Genomic DNA, 21853 nt, shown 5'->3' with positions numbered 1-21853 from the left:
CCTATGAGGCGGACAATGTTGCTATACTCGGCGGGTAATTGTATCAGGCTGACCGCGATTGGAGAATGCGCACGGCCTACTCCTATCACATCATCAACCGAATTTTTGGGTGGCTATGAGTAAACGACAACCCCTATTGATGGTACTGCTGAGCCTGTTGTTATGGGTCAGTACCGCCGTCCAGGCACAAGAAGAAGGCAGTAACGGCAGCCAAGCAAAGTACAGTTACTTTTCCTTAGAGCCTGAAATTACCACCAATTATGTCACCGAAGGCCCACGGCTCGGTTTTATCAAGGTGAAAGTTGAATTGATGGTTGATGACCCTAAGTGGGTCAGCGAGCTGGAATACCACTCGCCGCTGATCCGCGATGTCATCATAGAAACCTTGGCGCAACAGACCGCGAGCAAAATTAAATCGCTGTCGGGACGCGAAGCGATTCGCAAAGCATGCCTAGAAAAGGTCAACGCGCTTCTTCTTGCCGAAACCAATCGCAGAATGCTGGCCGACCTTTTATTTACCAAGTACCTCTATCAGTAATCACCCAACTGATGGCATATCCTCAGAGACGGCATGGCTGATCACCTCTAGGTGGCTGCCTTGTGCCGCTAACATCTCCTGAATTTGCGCGGGCGGAGTGACATCGGTAAAGACCATATCCAGTTGGGTAATATTGCCTAAGTTCACCATCGCATTACGGCCAAATTTAGTATGGTCAGCGGCCAACATCACACAGCGGCTATTGTCTAAAATGGCTTTTTTAACCCGCACCTCATGATAGTCAAAGTCCAGTAATGACCCATCATCGTCAATACCACTGATCCCCAAGATGCCAAAGTCGAGTCGAAACTGAGAGACAAAATCGAGCGTGGCCTCTCCCACAATGCCACCATCACGATTGCGTACCTCACCACCGGCAATAATCACCGTAAAATCCTGTTTCGGCATTAAGATCGCCGCCGCATTGAGGTTATTGGTGACTACCCGTAAGTTATGATGATCCAGCAATGCGCGCGCCACCGCCTCTGGGGTGGTCCCAATATCAATAAATAACGTTGCGCCGTCGGGAATATGCTGCACCAGCGCCTGAGCGATGGTGTCTTTTTCCTGTTGTTGCAATACTTTGCGGGTCGCATACGCGGTGTTTTCAGAGCTGGAGGGCACGGTGGCACCACCGTGATGGCGGCGAATTTGATTTTCTGCTGCCAATTCATTGAGATCACGTCGAATCGTTTGTGGGCTGACATTGAAGCGCTCAACCAAGTCTTCCGTGCTCACGTATCCTTGTGATTTAACCAGATCAATGATTTGCTGATGACGTTTGTTTTGCTTCACTGCATCTCCCCTTACAAAAAAAGCCCCCGCGATCACGAGGGCTTCCTAGTTTACGCATAGCCACTAGGCAATGCCAAGACAGATCATTTAGGCAGCGTGCACAGCCGCGTCACGGCGCACACGATGCTCTCCCACCCACGCGAGGCACAAGAAGAAGATGGCCAAGCCACAGCCACCGGTGAGCAGCATAAAGCCACCGTCCCAGCCAAAGTGGTCCACGGTATAACCCAGAGCAATGTTCGCGACAACCGCGCCACCTAGATAACCAAATAGTCCGGTCAGTCCTGCCGCGGTACCCGCCGCTTTTTTCGGTGCAAGCTCCAAGGCATACAGACCAATGAGCATCACGGGGCCATAAATTAAGAAGCCAATCGCAACCAGTGCCACCATATCAATGCCTGGATTGCCGGCGGGGTTAAACCAATACACCAACACAGCGACCGTCACCAGCACCATAAATAGCACCCCGGCTGGCGCACGAGCCCCTTTAAAGAACTTATCGGACATCCAACCGCACAACAGTGTGCCTGGGATACCGGCCCATTCATACAAGAAGTAGGCCCAAGACGATTTATCCACAGTAAAGCCTTTGGCTTCATCCAGGTAAACCGGCGCCCAATCGAGCACGCCATAGCGAATCAAGTAAACAAAGGCATTGGCAATCGCGATATACCACAACAGACGGTTTTTCATCACATAAGTGATAAAGATGTCTTTGGCAGACATTTCTTTTTCAAATGCTTCTTCGTCATAGTTATCCGGATAATCGTCTTTGTACTCTTCAATCGGCGGCAAGCCACACGATTGTGGGGTATCTCGCAAGGTAAACCAGATAAAGACAGCGACCAACGCAGCAAAGAATGCCGGCACATAGAAAGAAGCGCGCCAGTCGTCGTTAAACAGCCATAAACCCAGTAAGAACAAAGGACCAATCAGTCCGCCACCAATGTTATGGGCAACGTTCCAGACGGAGACTAGCTCACCACGCTCTTTCCGTGACCACCAGTGCACCATGGTGCGTCCACAAGCCGGCCAGCCCATACCTTGCACCCAGCCATTGATAAACAGCAGCACAAACATGATGGCAATACTGCTTGTCGTCCATGGCAAAAAGCCAAAGCTGAACATCACCAGTGATGACATTAACAGACCGGCACTTAAGAAATATCTTGGGTTTGAGCGATCAGACACGCTGCCCATGAGGAACTTGGACAAACCATAAGCGATGGATACCGCTGCCAATGCGACACCTAGATCGCCGCGACTAAAGCCATATTCGTCAATCAGAAACGGCATCGCCAAGCTAAAGTTTTTACGCACCAGATAATAACCGGCATAGCCGATAAAAATACCAAAAAATAATTGCCAGCGCAGTCGGGTATAAGTGTCACCGATCTGTGACTCTGGCAATCTTTGCCGGTGAGCTGCCGGCCGGAAGATTCCAAACATGGGAGGGTCCTCAGTAAGATGTACGCGATGGATTAATTAAAAAGATAAAAATCAAACAAGTGAGCAACTAAAGTTTCGATTTCGCTCAACAAATGGAATAATCACTCAAAATGAAAACCAAAACCGTGAAATCGAACATAAAAACATAGATCTAACGCAAAAAAGGCATGCGTTCGAACAAAAAAAGAGCAATTCATTGCTCTTTTTTTAGGGCACAGTGGTATCTGTCGGTGAACGAGGGGTTAGCGGATAGTCAGGCGTGGCGTTTTGCGTCCCATAAACCCAGGACACAACCGATGATTAAGCCAAATAAATGCGCCATATTGGCGATATTCATGCCCATAGGCTGGAAAAATCCAATCACAAGCCATGCCAGCATAAAGATCACATAGGGTTTTTCGATGGTTAATCCACGCTCAGGAGCCAACCAAGTTAGCCACCATAAATAGCCCAATAGCGCATAAACCACGCCGGAAAGCCCACCAAAATACGGGCCGTCTAACCAATATTGGCCTAAGCCTGAGAAAAGTGCGGCAAAGAGAAAGATCTGCACCAGCTTACTGCTACTATCGAGACGCTCAATTCGACCTCCAAGCACCCACCACCACAACAGATTAAAGATGATGTGTAAGGCAGAAAAATGCAGCAGCGCATGGCTGAATAAACGCCATAATTGCCATTGTTGGCTGCTGTCTGCAGGAAACAGCAGACGACGCACCACCATATCAAAGCCGCCGAGGGTCATCAGCGTAAACAAGGCCACACAGATAAACATGATACTCAAGGTAACCGGGCCAGATTTCTCTTTGACCGTTTGCCATAATCGGGCTGAGGGGTAGTGAAAGCGTGCTTGGCGCGTCTCGGCAACTTGCCAAGACGCCGCTTGATAACGACTATGTGTTGGATCGGCAATAAAACGTTCAAGCTCGTTGTCGACCCATGCTTTGTCGTCGTCATTAATCAACCAAATCGCAACGTGTGCGTCTGGCTCTGGCGCGAGCTCAAGGCTAACATCATGCGCGGCCGCGTAATCGATAAAAGCTTGTGCCAAGCGCGCATTGGGCAATACCGCGATTTTTTGCATGGGCTGTCCTATTTTATATCGATCCCTGATGCGGTCGGCAGTGACTGTCGATGCCAGGCTTCAAACCCACCATCGACACTATAAACCGCATCGAAGCCTTGATTGATCAAATACTGTGCCGCCCCTTGGCTACTGATCCCGTGATAACACATCACCAAGACGGGTTGATCAAAATCGACCTGATCCATAAACGCCACCAGCGTGTCGTTGGTAAGGTGATAGGCCTCTTGAGGATGCGCGACCTGAAAGGTTTGAGGATCACGAATATCCACTAATACTGCATTTTGCTGATCATCGTTCAGCATTTCCCACGCATCGGTCACAGAGATATGTGCGAACTGATCCATACCTTATACCTCTCCACTCACAAAGTTATTCCCAACAGATGTTACACGAGGATCGCGTGCGCCTCGAGATGAACCCGCATTGTACCTGAGTTTGTCTCCCCCCGCCTGCCTAGCAATACTCGCTTTGTTTGATTTTTGATCGTTTGTGGACAAAGGTGTGAATTGCGTTGATAAGCGATGATCGTAGCTAAGGATCCACTACATATAGTATGGATCCAGGATAAGCTGTGCATAACTTGCTATCGTGATGAGTACCGCCTGGTTTTCAGGCATAAAAAAACCGGCCAACGGGCCGGTTTTTCTTCACGAAACCAATACAAGGATCAGGAGGCGCTATAGCGCATCGCCAATGGCTTGCTTTAATTTCTTCATCGCATTTTTTTCTAGTTGTCGCACGCGCTCTGCGGAAACTTGATAATGCGTTGCTAAGTCTTGCAACGTTGCCTTATTGTCCTCTAACCAACGAGCACGAACAATATGCTGACTACGTTCATCCAAGCCTGATAACGCATTCGCCAAGCGACGATTGGCGTGCGCTTCCCAGTTTTCTGCCTCTAGAGACTCGGCAATATCTGAGCTTTTGTCCTCTAGGTAGTAAACCGGCGCCATTGGGCCATTTTCACGCTCATCGTCTGCCGATGCGGGCGCTTCAAAGGTCGGATCTTGTGCCGCTAAACGGGCTTCCATCTCACGAACTTCTGACGCCTCAACGCCAAGCTGCTCCGCGACCATATTCACTTCGTCGTTATTAAACCAACCCAAGCGCTTCTTATTTTTACGTAAGTTGAAAAACAGCTTACGTTGCGCTTTGGTCGTTGCCACTTTAACGATACGCCAGTTACGTAATACGTACTCGTGAATTTCGGCTTTGATCCAATGGACGGCAAATGACACCAGACGTACGCCAACTTCAGGGTTGAAACGTTTGACCGCCTTCATCAAGCCAATGTTGCCTTCTTGAACCAAATCCGCGATGGGTAAGCCGTATCCGGTGTATCCACGGGCGATGTGAACAACAAAACGCAAGTGAGATAAGATCAGCGACTTTGCCGCCTCCAAATCACCATGATAATGGAGACGCTCGGCCAGCGAATGCTCCTCTTCCGCGCTGAGCATAGGGTGGCTGTTAACCGCTTGCAGATAACCATCGATGTTACCTTGTACAATCGGTGCCAATGCGTTCATCTCTTTTGTCATTCAAACCTCGTTTCCGAATCGTCGAAGACCGAATTGCTATTAAGCATGCAAAAATATACCCAAGCGGGGGAAAACTGCAAGCCCTGATGTCTCTCTCGTTGTTCTATGACCGTATTACCCCTATACAGGTTCAATCTCTTTTAAGTGACGGCGCGTCGCCAGCAAGGCAGCGCCTACGCCAAGCAAAACGGAGCCCATCAATAATAGCAAAGACTCATCCCAACTCAGTCCGCTGAGGGTAAAGGGCTTGTCATATAGCTGTGCAAATTGGTGGACGGCACCATCCATCAGCCACGTGTTCATGGCAGTGAGAATCCAGGCCACGACTGCAGCTAAGCTCCCCAGCCAAGCCCCCATATATAAATAGGGACGCAAAATAAAACTGTCCGTTGCGCCCACCATTTTCATCACCTGGATCCGGGGTTGATGATGCAGGACCTGTAAGCGCAGCGTATTCCCGACCAGCAAAACAACAGCCGCCAGCATTAAAATAGAAAATAACCACGCCATCGTCATCGCCAAGGTCTTTATGGCATCAAGACGCGCGAGCCAGTCGGTATCGAGCCGCACTTCAGCGACCTCATCCCGTTGCCTTAATTGCTCTGCTAATCCACTCGCGCGATCCGACAGTGTCCGAGTGCTGTCATTGTCAGCATCTCCCCTGGGAACCACCACGATCACGCTGGGAAGAGGATTGTCCTCCAATAAAGTGACCGCTTGATGAAAGCCACGCTGCTTTTTAAGCGCGGTCATGCCTTCAGACGGTGACACATAGGTGACGCTATCAATACCTGGCCACGTTTTCAGTGTGTCCGCCAGCGCCTGTCCCTGTTGCTCAGATTGTGTCGGCGACAAGAAAACATTGATCTCTGCTGGGCTTTGCCAATGCGCACTTACCGCGACCACATTTTTAGCTAGCAAATAGAAGGTCGCCGGCAAAGACAAGGCAACGGCCAACACCATCAGCGTGAGTAAATTACCCATCGGACGCTGAAAAAGATCACGCCAAGCCGTCAATGCGTGACGTTGCTGGGTCTGAATAAATGATTCAGCCATGCCCCACCTCCGCTAAGCTTCCGTGTTGAAGGTCAAAGCGCCGTAAATGGTTGTATTGTTCGAGCAGGCTGGTGTCATGCGTTGCCATCAAGATGGTCACCCCGACTTGATTGAATAAGCGGAATAATTCCATAATTTGCGCAGACAACGCCGCATCTAAATTTCCGGTCGGCTCATCAGCCAACAGCACTTGGGGACGATTGACCACCGCACGCGCAATCCCTACCCGCTGTTGCTCACCACCGGACAGTTGTATGGGGTTACAACGCGCTTTATCAAGCAAACCAACTTTATCGAGCGCGGCTGAAACCCGCTTTTTGATTTCATTGTCTGACTGCTGCTCAATCCGTAAGGGCAAGGCGACATTTTCGAACACGGTCGCGTCCATCAGCAGTTTATGATCTTGAAAGATAATCCCTAAATGACGACGCAAAAAGGGAATATCTTGACGCGGGAGGCGCGATATATCGTGGCCGTTGAAATAAATGTGTCCATCACTGGGACGCTCAATGGCACAAATTAGTTTCAACAAGGTGCTCTTCCCTGCGCCTGAATGACCCGTGAGCAGGGCCATGTCGCCTTTAGGCAATTCAAAATTAACCTTTTGTAAGGCCTGACGTCCCCCGCGATAGGCTTTGCTGACTTGCTGAAACTGGATCACGGTTATTCCTCCCGGCTAAACAGCGCCTCGATAAAGTCATTGGCGTTAAAGGTGCGTAAATCTTCAATGCCTTCACCGACACCAATATAGCGAATCGGAATATTAAATTGTTCAGCCACCGCAAAAATCACCCCGCCTTTTGCGGTGCCATCTAATTTAGTGAGGGTAATACCGGTGATCGGTGCTATCTCATTAAATAACTTGGCCTGACTGATCGCATTTTGCCCGGTGCCTGCATCAAGGGTAAGCATCACTTCGTGCGGGGCACCTACGTCCAGTTTTTGCATCACACGGACAATTTTGCGTAGCTCTTCCATCAAGTTGGCTTTGTTTTGCAAGCGTCCGGCGGTATCGGCAATCACCACATCGACATTTCGTGCTTTGGCCGCTTCAATCGCATCATAAAGCACAGACGCGCTATCAGCGCCGGTATGCTGGGCAATCACGGGCACGTGGTTACGCTCACCCCAAGCTTGCAGTTGTTCAACGGCGGCAGCACGGAAGGTGTCACCGGCGGCTAACATGACCGATTTGCCTTGATCCTGAAATTGGCGTGCCATTTTGCCGATCGTGGTCGTTTTACCCACGCCATTGACGCCAACCATCAAGATCACATAAGGCTTTTGCTCCGTCAGCACCAAGGGTTGCTCAACGCTTTCCAGCATGTGCGCCATTTCTTGTTTGAGAATGCCGTACAGGGCTTCACCATCTTTGAGATCGCGACGGCTGGCCTTATCGGTGAGGTTATCAATGATTTTGGTCGTGGCCTCCATCCCTACATCAGAGATCAGCAACTGTTCCTCAAGCTCTTCAAATAGCGGCTCTGGCTCTGGCTCTGGCTCTGGCTCTGGCTCTGGCTCTGGCTCTGGCTCTGGCTCTGGCTCTGGCTCTGGCTCTGGCTCTGGCTCTGGCTCTGGCTCTGGCTCTGGCTCTGGCTCTGGCTCTGGCTCTGGCTCTGGCTCTGGCTCTGGCAAGCTACCCGTGTTGATTTCGCCCTCAGGTGCAAGGCTTTCTTGTTGATTTTGTGAAGCAGTTTCAACAGACGTATCCGTCGACGTCACTGACGCCACCGTATCGTCCGCCACGTCTGGCGAATGCGTTGATGATTCTTGTTCTGGGTCCGGCTGTGCCTGGTCTTTTTTACGACCCAAGCCCAACCATGACATAAATCCACGTTTCTTTTTTTCTGCCATTGGCAAATCCTAAAGCATGCTTGATACAATCAGCGGCACAATACCGAATCGGCATAGTCTACCACCTTCTTAACGGTCAAAAAATCTATGGTTAAACGCGCCAACCGCAAACCCTCATCGCCTACCCCTTCTCGTGGGGTTGGGTCTGTCCGTATTATTGCTGGCCGCTGGCGTGGCCGTAAGCTTGCGGTACAAGACGCGCAAGGGCTCCGCCCCACCACTGACAGGGTGAAAGAAACCGTTTTTAACTGGCTCGCGCCTTATTTGCCAGAGGCTCGCTGCCTCGATATTTTCGCAGGAAGTGGCGGACTCGGCTTTGAAGCACTCTCTCGTGGCGCAAGCTGGATCCATTTTTGTGAGAAACATCCCGCGGCAGCCAAACAATTACGGGCTAATGTAGATCACCTTGGGGCGCAAAACGCACACATTGATTGCGGCGATGCGCTCGCCCTACTTGCCACCGCCCCCAAAGACGGTCCGTATGATATTGTGTTTGTCGATCCGCCTTTTCATCAAGGCCTACTCGAGGACACCTTGGCCGCGTTAGACGCCAATCATTGGCTTGCGCCAAACGCCTGTGTTTATGTCGAAGCCGAGAGTGATTTAGAGGCCTATCAGATCCCCGCGCATTGGCACTGTCACCGTGAAAAACGCGCAGGACAAGTCAACTACCGGTTATATTTTACTGAACCCGATCATTAAGCAAACAAGACCCGTGAGAGAAAAACTATGAAAGTGTTAATCTTATTGGCTAAAGCCGCCATCGCCTTTGTGTGGCTGGTGTTGATTGCCAATATTGTCCATCCTTTTCCTGGTGTCGCCGCCATGGCACTGTACATCATGACGGGCTTTTTGTTGGTCATGCACGGCTTACAAATGCTGATCTTTTTAGGGGCCTTTGGCGATAAAGTTGCCATGAGCCGCTGGGAGAGGTGGTCAATTCTGATTTTTGGGATCTTTGCGCTGCTCGATATTCGCCGTAAGTATATGGTGTAACGCAATCACTCGCGACTATGCTGGCACTGCCAGCATAGTTCAAAGCTACCGGCATTCTCTTCACCGCATGCTTGGCAAATCCAATGGGTGTGACTTTGGGCTTCGTATTCCTGTAGCAACGTCCGCGCCTGAGTCACCTTTTCTGGCTCGACCCACAAGGTGACCCCCTGAACATCCGGGGGTAACTCTCCCACCGCGGCACTCAATGTTTCACCTTTTAACACACAATCAATCTGGTGGCTGACCAGTAACCCTTTTAGGCTGTGTGCTTCTAAGAGGTTCATCGCTTGATAGACTTGCTCCATGGTTATCCTCCTTGGGCGATCACCACCGAGGCGCTAATCAATGCTTGCGCCACAAAGTAACTCGACATCACCATCGCTTGTGCTGCACGGAACTCACCTTTAAAACGCGCAAAAGCAAGCACCGTATCTGAGAACATGAATAATATTGCTCCCGCTAACGCCATCCCTGCTGCGAGAGAATGGGTGTTCAACCAGTACTCGCCTGCGGCCCATACCATCTGTGTGATCACGGCAATATAGATAGCAACCGGTAAGGCAAAACGCCCAAGGTTGGGAAGTAGCAAAAGAAAGACGATCACCCCAAGGCCTGAGAGCATGGCGGGTAACCACCACACCATGTGGCCGTCAAATTGTGCCCAGAACGCAAATATATAAACGAGATGTGCGAATAAAAAGCTGGTTAACCCATGGACAAATCTGTCTTTGGGTAGCATTAAAAAGACATCACCAACCACTGACAGTAATAGTGCAACGAATACCCATTGCGCATAATGGGAGACGCTAAGGTGTGCACCAACAATGAGCATCAGCAGCACAATGGTCAGCGGTTTAAAAAGATAAAACTGCCAGCGCGGGCCCCGGTAGGCTGCGGAGATATGCAGCAGTCCAGAACAACAGACAGCGAACCAGCTCCACATGATTATCATTCCTTTCACAACAAGGACGCCAAGTCTAGGCAGGCTAGCGAAGATGTCCAGTGTACCTTGATAAGAACAAGATCCAGTTTAAAAAAATCGTAATGTTAACGAGGCGGTGACAGTCGCGGCGAGTCGTTCGTTAGCCGCTCCATTGCGGCCAAACTTGCGCGTAAAAACCTATCGCTCCCGCGGTAAACAGCAGAATAAGGGCAGCAGCAAGGCGCCATATTAAGCGGTTGCTTCGCGGTACCAGTTCCGACTCACAATACTTGCTTACCGATATAAATTTACGCATATCATCGACTTGGTAACCGTCTTCATGCACCACTTTATTCCTAATGGTCGCCACGAAGCGCAGCTTTTTGACCACATCATGGGGAAGCCGTTTTTGACTGCTGTCGATAAGCTGGTGGAGCCCTTTCCCTTCCGCGTGGTAGTGCTGGCGCAGTAAGCTTTCTAGGCGCTTACTGTGCTTAATAACCACTGCTACATCATCCATGATCTCTCTCCTTGCTGGCTCACTGCCATCTTTCTAGTATGACGGTTTTTACGCCCTTTAGGGATTCGCGATTTCATGATTGGGATCTGACTCCGTATACATGCTTTCAATTACTTATGACTGCTTTTATCGCAAAAAGTGTCATCCACTAGGGAACCAGCCACGCGGTGATGCGCTGACGCTGTAATAATGCCGTTATCAACGCCGCGCCTGCAAACGCATAAATCGTCAGAGCCGGGATCCATAGCCACGATGGCGATAAAGTGGGCCAGTATGCGCGCACCGGCCAAAGGAAAATCGGATGAATCAAATAAATGCCGAGGCTATAACGACTTAGCGTGGCCACCCATGATGGTGTGGTTCGTCCCTGCCGCCACTGCCGAACCGCCAAAAAGACCGCGGCGCTAATCAGTACCGTGTTGATCGTCGTGTAAGATAACCAGCCTTCGGTGATATAACGCTGGTATTGGATACTGGTACCAAGCACATGGTATCCGGTCATTCCCACGGCGAGTAACCCTAAAACCCACCAAAGAGGCCGCGCGCGTGGGTAATAATGAAGCCAAAATCCCAGCCACAAATAACCGCCATAAAGAATAAAGTCATTCCGCCACCACCCCTGCGCGCCCGATAAATACCAGGCGGTGACGCCCATCCACGCAAGCCCCACCGCCGCCACGCCCGGTGCCGATAAATGCGCGACAATGGGACGCAGTATCGGAATCCAAAGTAACAGCGGGATGTAATAGTAAAAAAAACCTAGGTGATAATAGGTCTCATGGTCGGGCGCAGCGTGTAATGTTTGCGCTACCGTCTGCCAAGAAAAGCCTTCAGCAGTGAGTCCAGATAAGCCCGCGAACAATAGCGACCAAAGCACAAAAGGCACCACCACTTTCATCACCCGACGCTGAATAAAGTGTCTAAGCGTGAACCGGTGCGAGGACGACAACAGCAACACCCCTGAAATCATAATAAATATAGGGACCACCCAGCGGCTGGCGCTATTGAGTCCAACCGCCACGCTCCAATCTGATAAAGCGATCTGCCCAATTTCAGTGCGATACGGCCCCAAGACATGAATCGCGACCACAAATAATGCGGCCAACACGCGAAGTACATCGAGATACGCAATATGCCCTTGATGTTGCGCTGGTTGCATTTGTTAACACCTTTAACCATCTGAGTGAACAAGACGAACTTCATAATACGCCAAATTGCCGTCAAAAGACGCTCATTCACGACAACTTACAGTCAAGTATGTCAATTTTTATGCCGAAAACTAGCACACAGATCGGCTTATTACGTTAAGAGTTAGTATTTAATGTTGATATTTAGTTTAAAAAACAATTAACATCCGGCCTTCTTTCCCATTGACGGGAAGTGCAGTACTAACATGGAGACGAATGACATGCACTCAAACACCTCCGAGCAACGGGGCGGACCACATAAACGCACGCTGTTTACGCGTTTTCTCGATACCGTCGAGTGGCTCGGCAACTTATTACCCCATCCTGTGACCTTATTCGCAATTTTCTGCGTCGCTATTCTGCTGGCATCGGGTGTCGCCGGTTACTTTGATGTTTCAGTGGCGGATCCGCGTCCAGAAGGCGCAAGCGGGCGTGCCGCCGATGGCATGATCTACGTGCAAAGCCTGCTTAATGCCGAAGGTTTGCAAATGATCGTCACCAATTTGGTGAAAAACTTTACTGGCTTTGCGCCATTAGGCACCGTATTGGTTGCTATGTTGGGTGTCGCAGTAGCCGAGCATTCTGGCTTACTCTCAGCATCAATGCGTGGTTTAGTGATGGGCGCCTCTCGCCGTACCGTCACCTTTACCATTGTCTTTGCAGGTATTATCTCTAACACCGCCTCAGAGCTCGGTTATGTGGTCTTAATTCCGCTCGCGGCGATGATCTTTCACTCGTTAGGCCGCCACCCACTTGCCGGCTTGGCAGCAGCATTTGCCGGGGTGTCGGGCGGCTATTCAGCTAACTTATTGCTGGGTACCGTCGACCCATTGCTCTCCGGGATCACCGAATCTGCTGCACAAATGATTGATCCCGAGTACACCGTGGGCCCAGAGATGAACTGGTACTTTATGTTTGTCTCCACCTTCTTTATTGCCTTTGTCGGCGCTTGGATAACCGATAAGATTGTTGAGCCTAAGCTTGGACCTTATGACCAAAGCCAAGCGTCTGAAGACATTTCTGCGGCCTCGGCCAGTAAGCTTAATGATGACGAAAAACGCGGCCTGCGTAATGCGGGGATTGCGGTGCTGATTGTCAGTGGTATTTTAGCGCTCACCATTGTCCCAGAGTGGGGAGCACTGCGTCATCCCGAGACCGGTGACGTGGCGGGATCTCCGTTCTTGAAAGGGATTGTCGCCTTTATCATGGTGTTCTTCGCGGTACCGGGTATCGTGTTTGGTCGTACGGTTGGTACCATCAACAACGATCGTGATGTGATTGACTCGATGTCGAAATCGATGAGTGCGATGGGGATGTACATCGTACTGGTGTTCTTCGCCGCTCAGTTTGTCGCCTTCTTTAAGTGGACCAACTTCGGCCAAGTGATTGCCGTCGGCGGCGCAGATTTTCTGCAAACCATTGGCTTAACCGGCCCTGCGTTATTCTTTGCCTTTATTTTAATGTGCGGTCTAATCAACCTATCGGTGGGATCTGCATCGGCACAATGGGCGATTACCGCACCGATTTTTGTGCCGATGTTAATGTTGGTGGGGTATGCACCAGAGACCATCCAGTCCGCTTATCGTATCGGTGACTCGGTCACCAATATCATTACCCCGATGATGAGTTACTTTGGGCTGATTTTGGCGGTAGCTTGCCGCTATGTGAAAAACCTGGGGATTGGTACCTTAATAGCCACCATGCTGCCTTACTCGATGATCTTTATGGTCGGGTGGAGCATCTTGTTCTATGTGTGGGTTTTTGTTCTCGGTTTGCCGGTCGGCCCGGGCGCAGAGACGTATTACAACTTTAACCAATAATCGTCTTTGATTCTTTACCAGGCAAGCCGATCACGCTTGCCTTTTTTCCCTCTTAAGTGGGATTTTCATCCTTCCTCGAAGACGGTTATAGTAACACTATCTCAATGATGGTAGCCAACAAATGACAACTCTTGCCGACAGTCAGGACCAACCGGCTTGCGACGCTCACTCTCTTGCCCGCGAGGCACAACTGAGTGAGACGTTTAAACACAATATTACGCCCTTTTGGCAGCAACGTGAGCATGGATTTTTCCATGGAGAAAGTGGCTTGCGTCTGCATTGGTGTAGCTTTACGCACCCACAACACACGCGTGCAGTCGTGGTGGTAAATGGCCGTATTGAAAGCGTAATGAAGTACCAAGAGATCTTTTATGACCTCTTTCAAATGGGCTATGACGTTTACAGCTTTGATCATCGCGGCCAAGGTTTATCAGAGCGTTTAGTCATTAAACCGCGCGATTTAGGACATGTTGAACATTTTGACGATTATGTCACCGATCTCGCGACCTTCATGCAAACCATTCGGGCCCATCGTCATTATGATCAGACCTTCATGCTAGGTCACTCGATGGGGGGCGCCGTTGCCACACTCTATACGCATCAGTATCCGAACGCGATCGCAGGATTAGCCATGACCGCGCCCATGTTTGGCGTGCAAGTGAGTCCCTGGCTCGGCCGTATCGCGCCTTGGCTTTGTCGCTCGATGGCACGCTACCAACACCCACCGCGTTTTGGGCCGGGGCAAGTGGGCTATCGTCATGTGCCGTTTGAGCAAAACCGCCTGACTCACTCGCGAGCACGCTATGCCTGGTTTCGCCAGCTATATATCAACCAACCCCAGTTACAAATCGGTGGACCGAGCGCGCGCTGGATTGCCGAAGGCATGGCCGCAGGCGAACAATGCTTAGCGGTCGCATCACAATTAACGACGCCAACATTTATCTGCCAAGCTGGTGGCGAGCAAATCGTCTCTAATCCGGCCATGTCGCAATTTCATTTTTTACGCCAACAGGCCAATCAACCCAGCCAATGGCAGTTTTTTGCAGGGGCACGGCATGAGATCCTGTTTGAAACCGACACCCATCGTATTGCCGCTTTATCCGCGATATGCGACTTTTTTGATCGCCAATGCGAGGATCGCTAATGCAAGCTGTCGGCTCATCCATGTGCTCACTAAAAGCGGAAATCAAACAGTGATAGTGTTCCCTTTTTAACCGCTACGAGTTGCAGTAGACTCAAAGGATACTGTGATTGTGATCGCCAAACTAATGAGGACATGATGTACAAACTTGTCGCTTCTGATCTAGACGGTACCTTGCTGACGCCTGAGCATCGTATCGCCCCCTATACCAAGCAAGTGCTGGAGCACCTTCATCAGCAAGGTATTCACTTTGTGTTTGCGACAGGTCGCCATCATGTCGACGTTGCTAGCATTCGTGAAACGGTTGGTATTCCAGCTTACATGATCACCTCAAACGGCGCCCGTGTGCACGACAATGATAACCAGTTGGTTTACCAGCATAATGTTGACCCTGCTATCGTCGCGAGTCTGATTCAAGACGTCAAAGATGATGCAACTGTCACCATTCACTTATACCGTGATGATGAATGGCTACTGAGTAAAATGGACGAAGAACTCGCCCGTTACCATCAAGACTCAGGGTTCCAGGCCCGTGAATTTGACGTCGATAATCCCCCGGTTGATAACGTGGCCAAGATTTTCTTTATCCGCCATGATCATGACTACCTACTGCAGTATGAGCATCAATTTATTGAGCAGTATGGGGATCAAGTCAGCATTGCCTTCTCTACCCCTTTCTGTCTCGAAGTCATGGGGAGTGGGGTGTCAAAAGGCGCAGCCTTAGAGGCCGTCGCCCGCCGCCACCAGCTCAATCTCAGTGACTGTATTGCGTTTGGCGATGGCATGAATGATGTCGAAATGCTGAATGCCGCCGGCCAAGGGCTGGTGATGGCAACGGCACAAGCACGGGTAAAAGCGACTCTTTCAGACAAGGCAATCATTGGCAGCCATGCCGACGAAGCCGTCGCTCGCTATTTAAAAGCCCATTTATTGGATCAGTGACAGCTTCATTGGGCTTACTTTTGGCGCCAGCCTCGCTGTGGTTACTCCCCCACCATGGCGAGGATGGCCAGCCATTGCGTATCCGTCACCGGCATCACACTTAGACGGTTGCCTTTTTTCACCAAGGGCATCTCAGCCAGGGCCGGATTACCTTTTATCTCAGCCAAGGTAATTAACGGTAAATGACGCTGATAGGCCACATCCACCATAAACCACCTCGGTATCTGTGGCGTCGATTTCGGATCAAAATAGCCGCTTTCTGGCTCAAACTGGGTATGATCGGGATAACACGCACGCACCACGGTCGCCACGCCGGCTACCCCAACGTGCTTGCAGGATGAGTGATAAATCAACACCTGATCACCGACCGTCACCTCATCACGCAGCATATTTCGTGCTTGATAATTGCGCACCCCTTCCCAGCATGAAACCTTTTGCTGCTTTAAGGTGTCTATGGAAAACGTATCTGGCTCGGTTTTAAATAACCAATAACGCATGCTAGCTTGCTCTTCATCCAACCCTAACGGCAATCTTGCCCGCCAGCTTGAATCGGCGCAAGTCTGTCTATCGCTTATCACAAGGAGTTTATCGTGCCATCCACTCGTCATCTGTTCGTGATTACCGCTGTGAGTGTGCTCAGTTTGGTGGGATGCAGCCAATCTTCTGGCCCTATAGAGCTTGGGCACCGTAGCGATGTCGTTGCCTCGGGACTCAGTCAGTCGCCAATTCCTTTTATGCAAAGCGGTCGTATCGCTGTGAGTCCCGAAACAGCCAGTTTTATCCCCTGCGGCAGCCAACAACAGTACTGGCTCGATTTAACCAGCGAACAGCGCGCGGCACTTGACCAGCATGAGGCGTCGGTTTATGCCGAATTTGAAGGCTTTTTCACCCCTGTCTCTCGCCGAGGTTTTAGTGCCGATTACCCCGCCGCCGTCACCGTTTCGCGCTTAAACATGCTGACAAGTGAACTAAAAGGTTGTGCTCAACCGCGTAATACTGTGCTGGCCGAAGGCAGTGATCCCCAATTTTGGTCCGCCGCGGTAGGAAAAGGACATGTAGCGTGGGAAAGTGACAATGATACCCAAGAGGTTCCCCTATCCGACTATCAGTTGGACGATGAACAGGCACAGTTTAGCAGTAAAGAGGCCGTTCTCACTCTCACCCTCAACGGCTGCCAACAAAGCGAACACACCCTTTATGGCTGGCAGGCTCGTTTAAAAACAGCCCAAAATACCTTCCAAGGCTGCGCGGTTCTGCCTTCAGCCGATACCAGCCAGCATTGGACGGGCCAGTATCAAGGGATTAGCCAACACTCGGGCCAACCAACACTGACCACCCAACTGACGTTACTGCCTGACCACAGCGCCATCACTACCTATCACCCGCAAGGGGAAGCCGTGACTAAAGAAACCGGGGTTTGGCAGCCGGTCGCTAACAATAAGGTACAAGTACTGACCACTCGTAGCGGCGAACAAATGGTGGTGTCTGAGCGTATTTATCAACGCAACGGCTTGTCCTTGACCGCAACCGAAGAAACATTTAATGGCAATACGTATCCTTTGGGCCCTGAAGGGTTAACACTTAAGCGTCAGGTCGATGGCGCGGACAGCAGACAACAATGACCTGGTATTCGTGGCTGGGCTTGCGCACAATAGCGCGCTATTAACCAAGGAGACAATCATGGCCCGTTCGCCCTGCCGCCAATGCGGTTTTACCTATCACTGTATCTGTCACTGCTATTGGCCGCTTGAAAGCCAATTGCAATGCGTGCTGGTGATGCACGAAAACGAAGCGGCGCGCCAATCCAACACCGGCAAACTGGTTAAAGCAGCGCTGCCCCACACTCAGATAGAGATTTGGCAACGCAAACAACCACCGCAAGCCTTGCTCGACAGCTGGGCACGCGGTGATGTGTCACCTTGGTTGTTGTTTCCCAGTGATGATGCCGTCCCCGCAGATAGACTCTTCGCTGACCCGGCTCGGTCTGTCTCTTGCGAGAATAGGTTAGTCTCTTGCGCGGAGAGGTCAGTCTCTTGCGCGGAGACGTTAGCCGCCACGAATGCGCCTCGCGCGCCGTTACAGTTTGTGGTGCTGGATGCGACTTGGCAGCAGGCGCGAAAAATACTCAATAAAAGCCCATGGCTCAATCGTCTGCCGCGGGTCAGTTTGCCGTCGACAGCCGCCTCGCAATATACGCTCAGGCGCAACCAGCCACCTGGACACCTGTGTACCAGTGAAGCGGTGAGTGCATTACTACGAAGCCGAGGCGACGTGGATGCCGCCACGCAGCTGGACTATTTTCTTGCCCACTTTATCGAGAGCTACGAGGCCGACCGCCATCATCAAACCGAGCCTCTCCCCGCCGCCAAGGTGCTGACGCCAAAAGAATGAAAAAAGAACGCCGAGCACAGCGCGCTGCCATGCTCGGCGTTTAAGCGGTTTATAGGTTACAGCTTAAAGCGGCTGATCTCTTGCTCGAGGCTATGAGAAAGCTCGGATAACGTCGCAGCTTGACGCGCGGCTTCATCCGCTTCAGTCGATAACTCATTAGACACATCGCGAATGCCCTCTGAGTTGCGGGTGATCTCCGACGTCACGCTCGACTGCTCTTCCGCCGCCGAGGCAATTTGGGTGGCCATATCGCTAATTTGGCTCACCGCCGCAACAATTTGGCTCAGGCTTTCATGCGCAACGCTCGCCTCATCGACACTGGCATGTGCCCGCTTTTGGCTATTTTGCATCATAGTCACCGCTTTACCGGTCGCCTGCTGCAAGGTATCAATCATTTGCTGGATTTCGGTAGTCGAGGCATGGGTGCGTTGACTCAAGATACGGACTTCATCCGCCACCACCGCAAAGCCTCGGCCTTGCTCGCCCGCACGCGCCGCTTCGATCGCGGCATTCAACGCCAACAAGTTCGTTTGTTCGGCCACACTCTGAATGGTCGATAAGATACTCGTGATGCTGTGCGCGTGTTGATCCAACTCACCAATCACACCGGTGGCCGCCTCGACGTCATGGGCCAACTCGGTGATAGCGTGTTTGCTTTTCTCTACCTGCTGGCCACCATCGTTGGCGACGCTTTCGGTCTCTTGGGCAGTGCGTGCGGTGTTATCGGCATTGCCGGCAATATCTTGGGTCGCCGAGGCCATTTCATGGATAGCGGTCGCCACCATATTGATTTCATCTTGCTGATGACCAATACGGGTGGAACGCTCTTCCGCTTGCGCCGCGGTCAGCTCGGCTTGTTGCTTGAGCGAGCCAGACAGCTGGCGCAAATGCGACACCATGGCGTGCATGTTGCCGACAAAGCGGTTGAAGTTATTGGCCAGTTTGCCAATTTCATCATTGCTGTGTGGCTCAAGGCGCTGGGTTAAGTCCCCTTCACCGGAGGCAATTTCTTCTAGCGCGGCGGACACATTGAGCAAGTCACGGAACAACACATGCATCAACCACGTCACAGCACCGGCCACCAGCAAGGTGATAACGAGGGCTGTCAGTATAAGATCGAACAAGGCATCACCCTGGCTGGCGTATTCGGTGCGCTTATCCAGTTCAATCGCCAGCACCCAATCGGTGTTGGGAACCGACGCAAAATAAAACAGTTTATCAACCCCATCGACAGGCAGTTCCACCAGCGATTGCTGTGCCAACGCCTGACGCACGCGGTTTTCATTCAGCTCAGGAGACAGGCTGCGATACGGTTTTAGCAGGCGCGCTTTGTCTTTGTGGGCAAGGAAGGTGCCATCGGCGCCTAACAACATCGCGTTCGCATTTTTGCCCACGTTTAATTGAGTCACGTCACGGATCAGCTGGTCAATCAACACATCTGCGCCCACTACACCGATCAATTCGCCATTACGACGCACCGGCTCGGCCAAGGTCACCAGCATCGCACCGGTAATCGCATCACTGTAAGCGGTGGTAATCATCGGGCTACCTGCACTCACCGCTTGCTTGTACCACGGACGGACGCGAGGGTCATAGTCATCGCGGTTACGCTCTGGGCGCGAGCGATACATGGCACCTTTTGGGGTACCAAAGTAGATATCGTCAAACCCACCAGCCTCGCGCGCTTGCTGCAAATAACTCACACGACGGCTACTGCTGGTGTAATCGGTAAAGGCACTGGTGATATCAGCACGGATTTGCACCCAACCGCTGATCGATTCAGTCGCCGCATCGGCAATACCACTGACGCGGCTATAGATACTCGACTGGGTTTGGGCTTGAATTTGGCTTACCGCAAGCCAAGTGAGAAAGGCGGCCATCAGCAATACAGCAGATAAGCATGCCCCAATTAATTTTTGTTTTAGTGATAACTGCATGGGAACGGCTCTCAAAGCAACGACAGGTTAATTCCAAACTCCCCGATAACCGAGGTAGCAATAGTGAACAGCCGTCACCCCGTCCCTAGGGTACCGCGAGCTTATCCAGCGCGTCGCGGGTTCACAGCGCCGGATAATTTTTATCCGACATGGCAAGCGCGCGCTAATGTAACAGCGCGCAAGAAAGATTGCTATTTTTTAGACAAAAAACAGTCAACTAGAGAATATTTAGAATAAAGATCACATAAACCAATCATCGCTTATGATATGCAGTTTGTTGTAAATAACACAAAAGCAAGCATCTGAGGATTGGGGATTCCTCGCAAGACCGACAGAAACGCGGCCTATTGGCGGACCTCAATAATAACTCGGCTATCTGCATATGAATCAATCAGCGCACCTATCTTTTTCGTATTCTCTGAGTCGAGAAACGCATCCCATTCATCCAGAATCAAGTGACCCGAGCTATTTTCCAGTAACCACTGAATACTCTTGGCGGAGTACATACCATCAGACAGTATTCCTGAATCATCCCAAGGCCACAGTAAGCGCTTAGACGGGTTGAAGTAGAGATAATCATTTTTGGCGCAGAGGTGCCTTAAGAAAGAAGTTTTTCCAGATCCGTTTTCTCCAACAACGCGAAAACGGCCCTCCTGCGCTTGAGCAAGGTTCACGGTATCAACGCTCTCGTTATCTTTAAGGATCGCGATATTCCATTGTGGCTGGTAAAGCGGCTTATTTTTCGAAAAACACGTCATCACCGACAGCTGGCCTTTGATAGACGGAAAAGAGATTAACAAGCTAACAATATCCGACGCAGAATTTAAAAGATAATAAATGCGTGTGAGGTTAACAATCGACGCCACCTTTACCTCCATCGGGACACTGCTAGACGTAAAAATGAACAGTAATACACAGGAAGTTGGCGCAAGCGCGAGCAAGGAAGAAACCAACAATGCCTTATACCTAAACACAGCCTCTTTGATTCTCAGCCCTAAGTATTTCGCTTTCCCTTCCTCGAACCGCGTTTGATAAGCCAATGCATTCACCGACGAACCAAAATGTACATTGTCATGGATAGTCGATAACGTTGACGTCAGTGATGAACCCGCTTTATGGGTGGTGACGGCGTTATTTTCCAGATGCGAGGAAATGAGTTTATTGAACCCCAAGATAAGCAGCACACTGATCATAACGCTGACAAAAAAACGCCAATCAATAAAAGCGGTGATCATTAGCAGACTCAGGAAGAAGTTGAGCCCAGACGACATCCCCCAAAAGGCATAGCCAATAAAGTCAGAAATCGCACTCTTTCCCTGAGAAACGTACACGCCCAGCGTATGGTCGACTGTGCGACTGTCAGTGCAAGATTGATAGCGTTTAGTCGCGGATTGCCAAAATCGACTCAGTGATTCACACAACCACTTTTCTTTATACACATCAGAAAAGTAGCCGATTATATAGGGAAGAATCATCGCGACAATGTAGAGGAATACCCAGAGCTTCAATGCTTCATAATGTTGATTAATTTCAAGAATATAGCCTGAAACCATCACAGAGGCGAAAATAGAAAAAGCAATCGATGACTGGTGAAGCAGCACAAATAGAAACGTATAGAGCGTGTTTTTATTCGATACACCACGGCATATCTCTCTCACGCTTAGAAAAGAAATCACT

General features: G+C 50.6%; 23 protein-coding genes. 8 read left to right on the top strand and 15 right to left on the bottom strand.

Translation table 11 applies throughout. From position 1 onward, the window contains the following. Positions 1-115 precede the first annotated feature (115 nt). Positions 116-538, top strand: a complete 423-nt coding sequence (locus tag BZG80_RS02130; protein ID WP_077670169.1) for a flagellar basal body-associated protein FliL — start codon at positions 116-118, stop codon at positions 536-538. Here BZG80_RS02130 and BZG80_RS02125 read toward each other — a convergent pair whose 3' ends face one another. From BZG80_RS02125 to ftsY, 8 genes are all read right to left on the bottom strand, one after another. Continuing rightward, the gene (locus BZG80_RS02125) at positions 539-1333 is read right to left on the bottom strand and encodes a DeoR/GlpR family transcriptional regulator (protein ID WP_077461465.1); all 795 of its coding nucleotides are present in this window, start codon (positions 1331-1333) and stop codon (positions 539-541) included. It abuts the gene before it with no gap. 87 nt (positions 1334-1420) lie between these two features. Beyond that, positions 1421-2782, bottom strand: a complete 1362-nt coding sequence (glpT, locus tag BZG80_RS02120; protein ID WP_077670170.1) for a glycerol-3-phosphate transporter — start codon at positions 2780-2782, stop codon at positions 1421-1423. A 253-nt stretch (positions 2783-3035) separates the two neighbouring features. Then, positions 3036-3866 carry a rhomboid family intramembrane serine protease GlpG gene (gene glpG / locus BZG80_RS02115; RefSeq protein ID WP_077678633.1) on the bottom strand — a complete coding sequence of 277 codons (831 nt, stop codon included), beginning with the start codon at positions 3864-3866 and terminating at the stop codon, positions 3036-3038. Between the two features lie 8 nt (positions 3867-3874). Continuing rightward, complete coding sequence (gene glpE / locus BZG80_RS02110) at positions 3875-4213, bottom strand: thiosulfate sulfurtransferase GlpE (RefSeq protein ID WP_021022239.1); 339 nt, start codon at positions 4211-4213, stop codon at positions 3875-3877. 333 nt (positions 4214-4546) lie between these two features. Next, entirely contained in the window at positions 4547-5398 is an 852-nt protein-coding gene (gene rpoH / locus BZG80_RS02105) for an RNA polymerase sigma factor RpoH (protein WP_394329765.1), read from the bottom strand. Between the two features lie 132 nt (positions 5399-5530). Then, positions 5531-6466 carry a permease-like cell division protein FtsX gene (ftsX, locus tag BZG80_RS02100; RefSeq protein WP_077461461.1) on the bottom strand — a complete coding sequence of 312 codons (936 nt, stop codon included), beginning with the start codon at positions 6464-6466 and terminating at the stop codon, positions 5531-5533. After that, complete coding sequence (ftsE, locus tag BZG80_RS02095) at positions 6459-7127, bottom strand: cell division ATP-binding protein FtsE (protein WP_077576383.1); 669 nt, start codon at positions 7125-7127, stop codon at positions 6459-6461. Before ftsE ends, ftsX begins: the two co-directional genes overlap by 8 nt. A 2-nt stretch (positions 7128-7129) precedes the next feature. Further along, positions 7130-8320, bottom strand: coding sequence for a signal recognition particle-docking protein FtsY (gene ftsY, locus BZG80_RS02090; protein ID WP_077678632.1), 1191 nt, complete (start codon positions 8318-8320; stop codon positions 7130-7132). Between the two features lie 87 nt (positions 8321-8407). Here ftsY and rsmD point away from each other — a divergent pair, with 87 nt between their 5' ends. Then, a complete protein-coding gene (gene rsmD, locus BZG80_RS02085) occupies positions 8408-9022 on the top strand; it encodes a 16S rRNA (guanine(966)-N(2))-methyltransferase RsmD (protein WP_077678631.1) in 615 nt (204 codons plus the stop codon). A 27-nt stretch (positions 9023-9049) separates the two neighbouring features. Continuing rightward, complete coding sequence (locus BZG80_RS02080; RefSeq protein ID WP_077678630.1) at positions 9050-9316, top strand: DUF1145 domain-containing protein; 267 nt, start codon at positions 9050-9052, stop codon at positions 9314-9316. Between the two features lie 5 nt (positions 9317-9321). Here BZG80_RS02080 and BZG80_RS02075 read toward each other — a convergent pair whose 3' ends face one another. The 4 genes from BZG80_RS02075 to BZG80_RS02060 form a co-directional block, all read right to left on the bottom strand. Continuing rightward, positions 9322-9621, bottom strand: coding sequence for a putative signal transducing protein (locus BZG80_RS02075; protein ID WP_021022232.1), 300 nt, complete (start codon positions 9619-9621; stop codon positions 9322-9324). A gap of 2 nt (positions 9622-9623) precedes the next feature. Then, positions 9624-10259, bottom strand: coding sequence for a lysoplasmalogenase (locus BZG80_RS02070; RefSeq protein WP_021022231.1), 636 nt, complete (start codon positions 10257-10259; stop codon positions 9624-9626). A 139-nt stretch (positions 10260-10398) separates the two neighbouring features. Beyond that, on the bottom strand, positions 10399-10758 hold the full coding sequence (locus BZG80_RS02065) for a DUF4145 domain-containing protein (protein WP_077461876.1): 360 nt from the start codon (positions 10756-10758) through the stop codon (positions 10399-10401). A gap of 148 nt (positions 10759-10906) precedes the next feature. After that, positions 10907-11917 (bottom strand): acyltransferase, encoded by a 1011-nt coding sequence (locus tag BZG80_RS02060; protein WP_077660386.1) that lies wholly within the window; start codon positions 11915-11917, stop codon positions 10907-10909. Between the two features lie 249 nt (positions 11918-12166). Between BZG80_RS02060 and BZG80_RS02055 the strand changes: the two genes are divergently transcribed. The 3 genes from BZG80_RS02055 (at position 12167) to BZG80_RS02045 (ending at position 15848) form a co-directional block, all read left to right on the top strand. Next, positions 12167-13765, top strand: coding sequence for an AbgT family transporter (locus BZG80_RS02055; protein ID WP_077461874.1), 1599 nt, complete (start codon positions 12167-12169; stop codon positions 13763-13765). Positions 13766-13886: 121 nt separating this feature from the next. Beyond that, on the top strand, positions 13887-14909 hold the full coding sequence (locus BZG80_RS02050; protein WP_077678629.1) for an alpha/beta fold hydrolase: 1023 nt from the start codon (positions 13887-13889) through the stop codon (positions 14907-14909). A 135-nt stretch (positions 14910-15044) separates the two neighbouring features. Further along, the gene (locus BZG80_RS02045; RefSeq protein ID WP_077678628.1) at positions 15045-15848 is read left to right on the top strand and encodes a Cof-type HAD-IIB family hydrolase; all 804 of its coding nucleotides are present in this window, start codon (positions 15045-15047) and stop codon (positions 15846-15848) included. A 41-nt stretch (positions 15849-15889) separates the two neighbouring features. On the opposite strand, the gene BZG80_RS02040 is transcribed toward BZG80_RS02045, so the two are convergent. Then, a complete protein-coding gene (locus BZG80_RS02040) occupies positions 15890-16345 on the bottom strand; it encodes an EVE domain-containing protein (RefSeq protein ID WP_077678627.1) in 456 nt (151 codons plus the stop codon). 93 nt (positions 16346-16438) lie between these two features. Here BZG80_RS02040 and BZG80_RS02035 point away from each other — a divergent pair, with 93 nt between their 5' ends. Both BZG80_RS02035 and BZG80_RS02030 read left to right on the top strand, forming a co-directional pair. Further along, a complete protein-coding gene (locus tag BZG80_RS02035; RefSeq protein ID WP_077678626.1) occupies positions 16439-17470 on the top strand; it encodes a hypothetical protein in 1032 nt (343 codons plus the stop codon). Positions 17471-17528: 58 nt separating this feature from the next. Continuing rightward, positions 17529-18239, top strand: a complete 711-nt coding sequence (locus BZG80_RS02030) for a tRNA-uridine aminocarboxypropyltransferase (RefSeq protein WP_158011517.1) — start codon at positions 17529-17531, stop codon at positions 18237-18239. A 56-nt stretch (positions 18240-18295) separates the two neighbouring features. Here the strand turns inward: BZG80_RS02030 and BZG80_RS02025 are convergent, their stop codons facing one another. Beyond that, entirely contained in the window at positions 18296-20176 is a 1881-nt protein-coding gene (locus BZG80_RS02025) for a methyl-accepting chemotaxis protein (RefSeq protein WP_077678624.1), read from the bottom strand. Positions 20177-20520: 344 nt separating this feature from the next. Then, on the bottom strand, positions 20521-21852 hold the full coding sequence (locus BZG80_RS02020) for an ATP-binding protein (RefSeq protein ID WP_077678623.1): 1332 nt from the start codon (positions 21850-21852) through the stop codon (positions 20521-20523). Position 21853: the final 1 nt, after the last annotated feature.

It is taken from the genome of Salinivibrio sp. MA440, assembly GCF_001996265.1.
In the GTDB taxonomy this organism is placed as follows: Bacteria; Pseudomonadota; Gammaproteobacteria; order Enterobacterales; family Vibrionaceae; genus Salinivibrio; species Salinivibrio costicola.
This window is presented reverse-complemented; position numbering and strand designations above follow the sequence as displayed.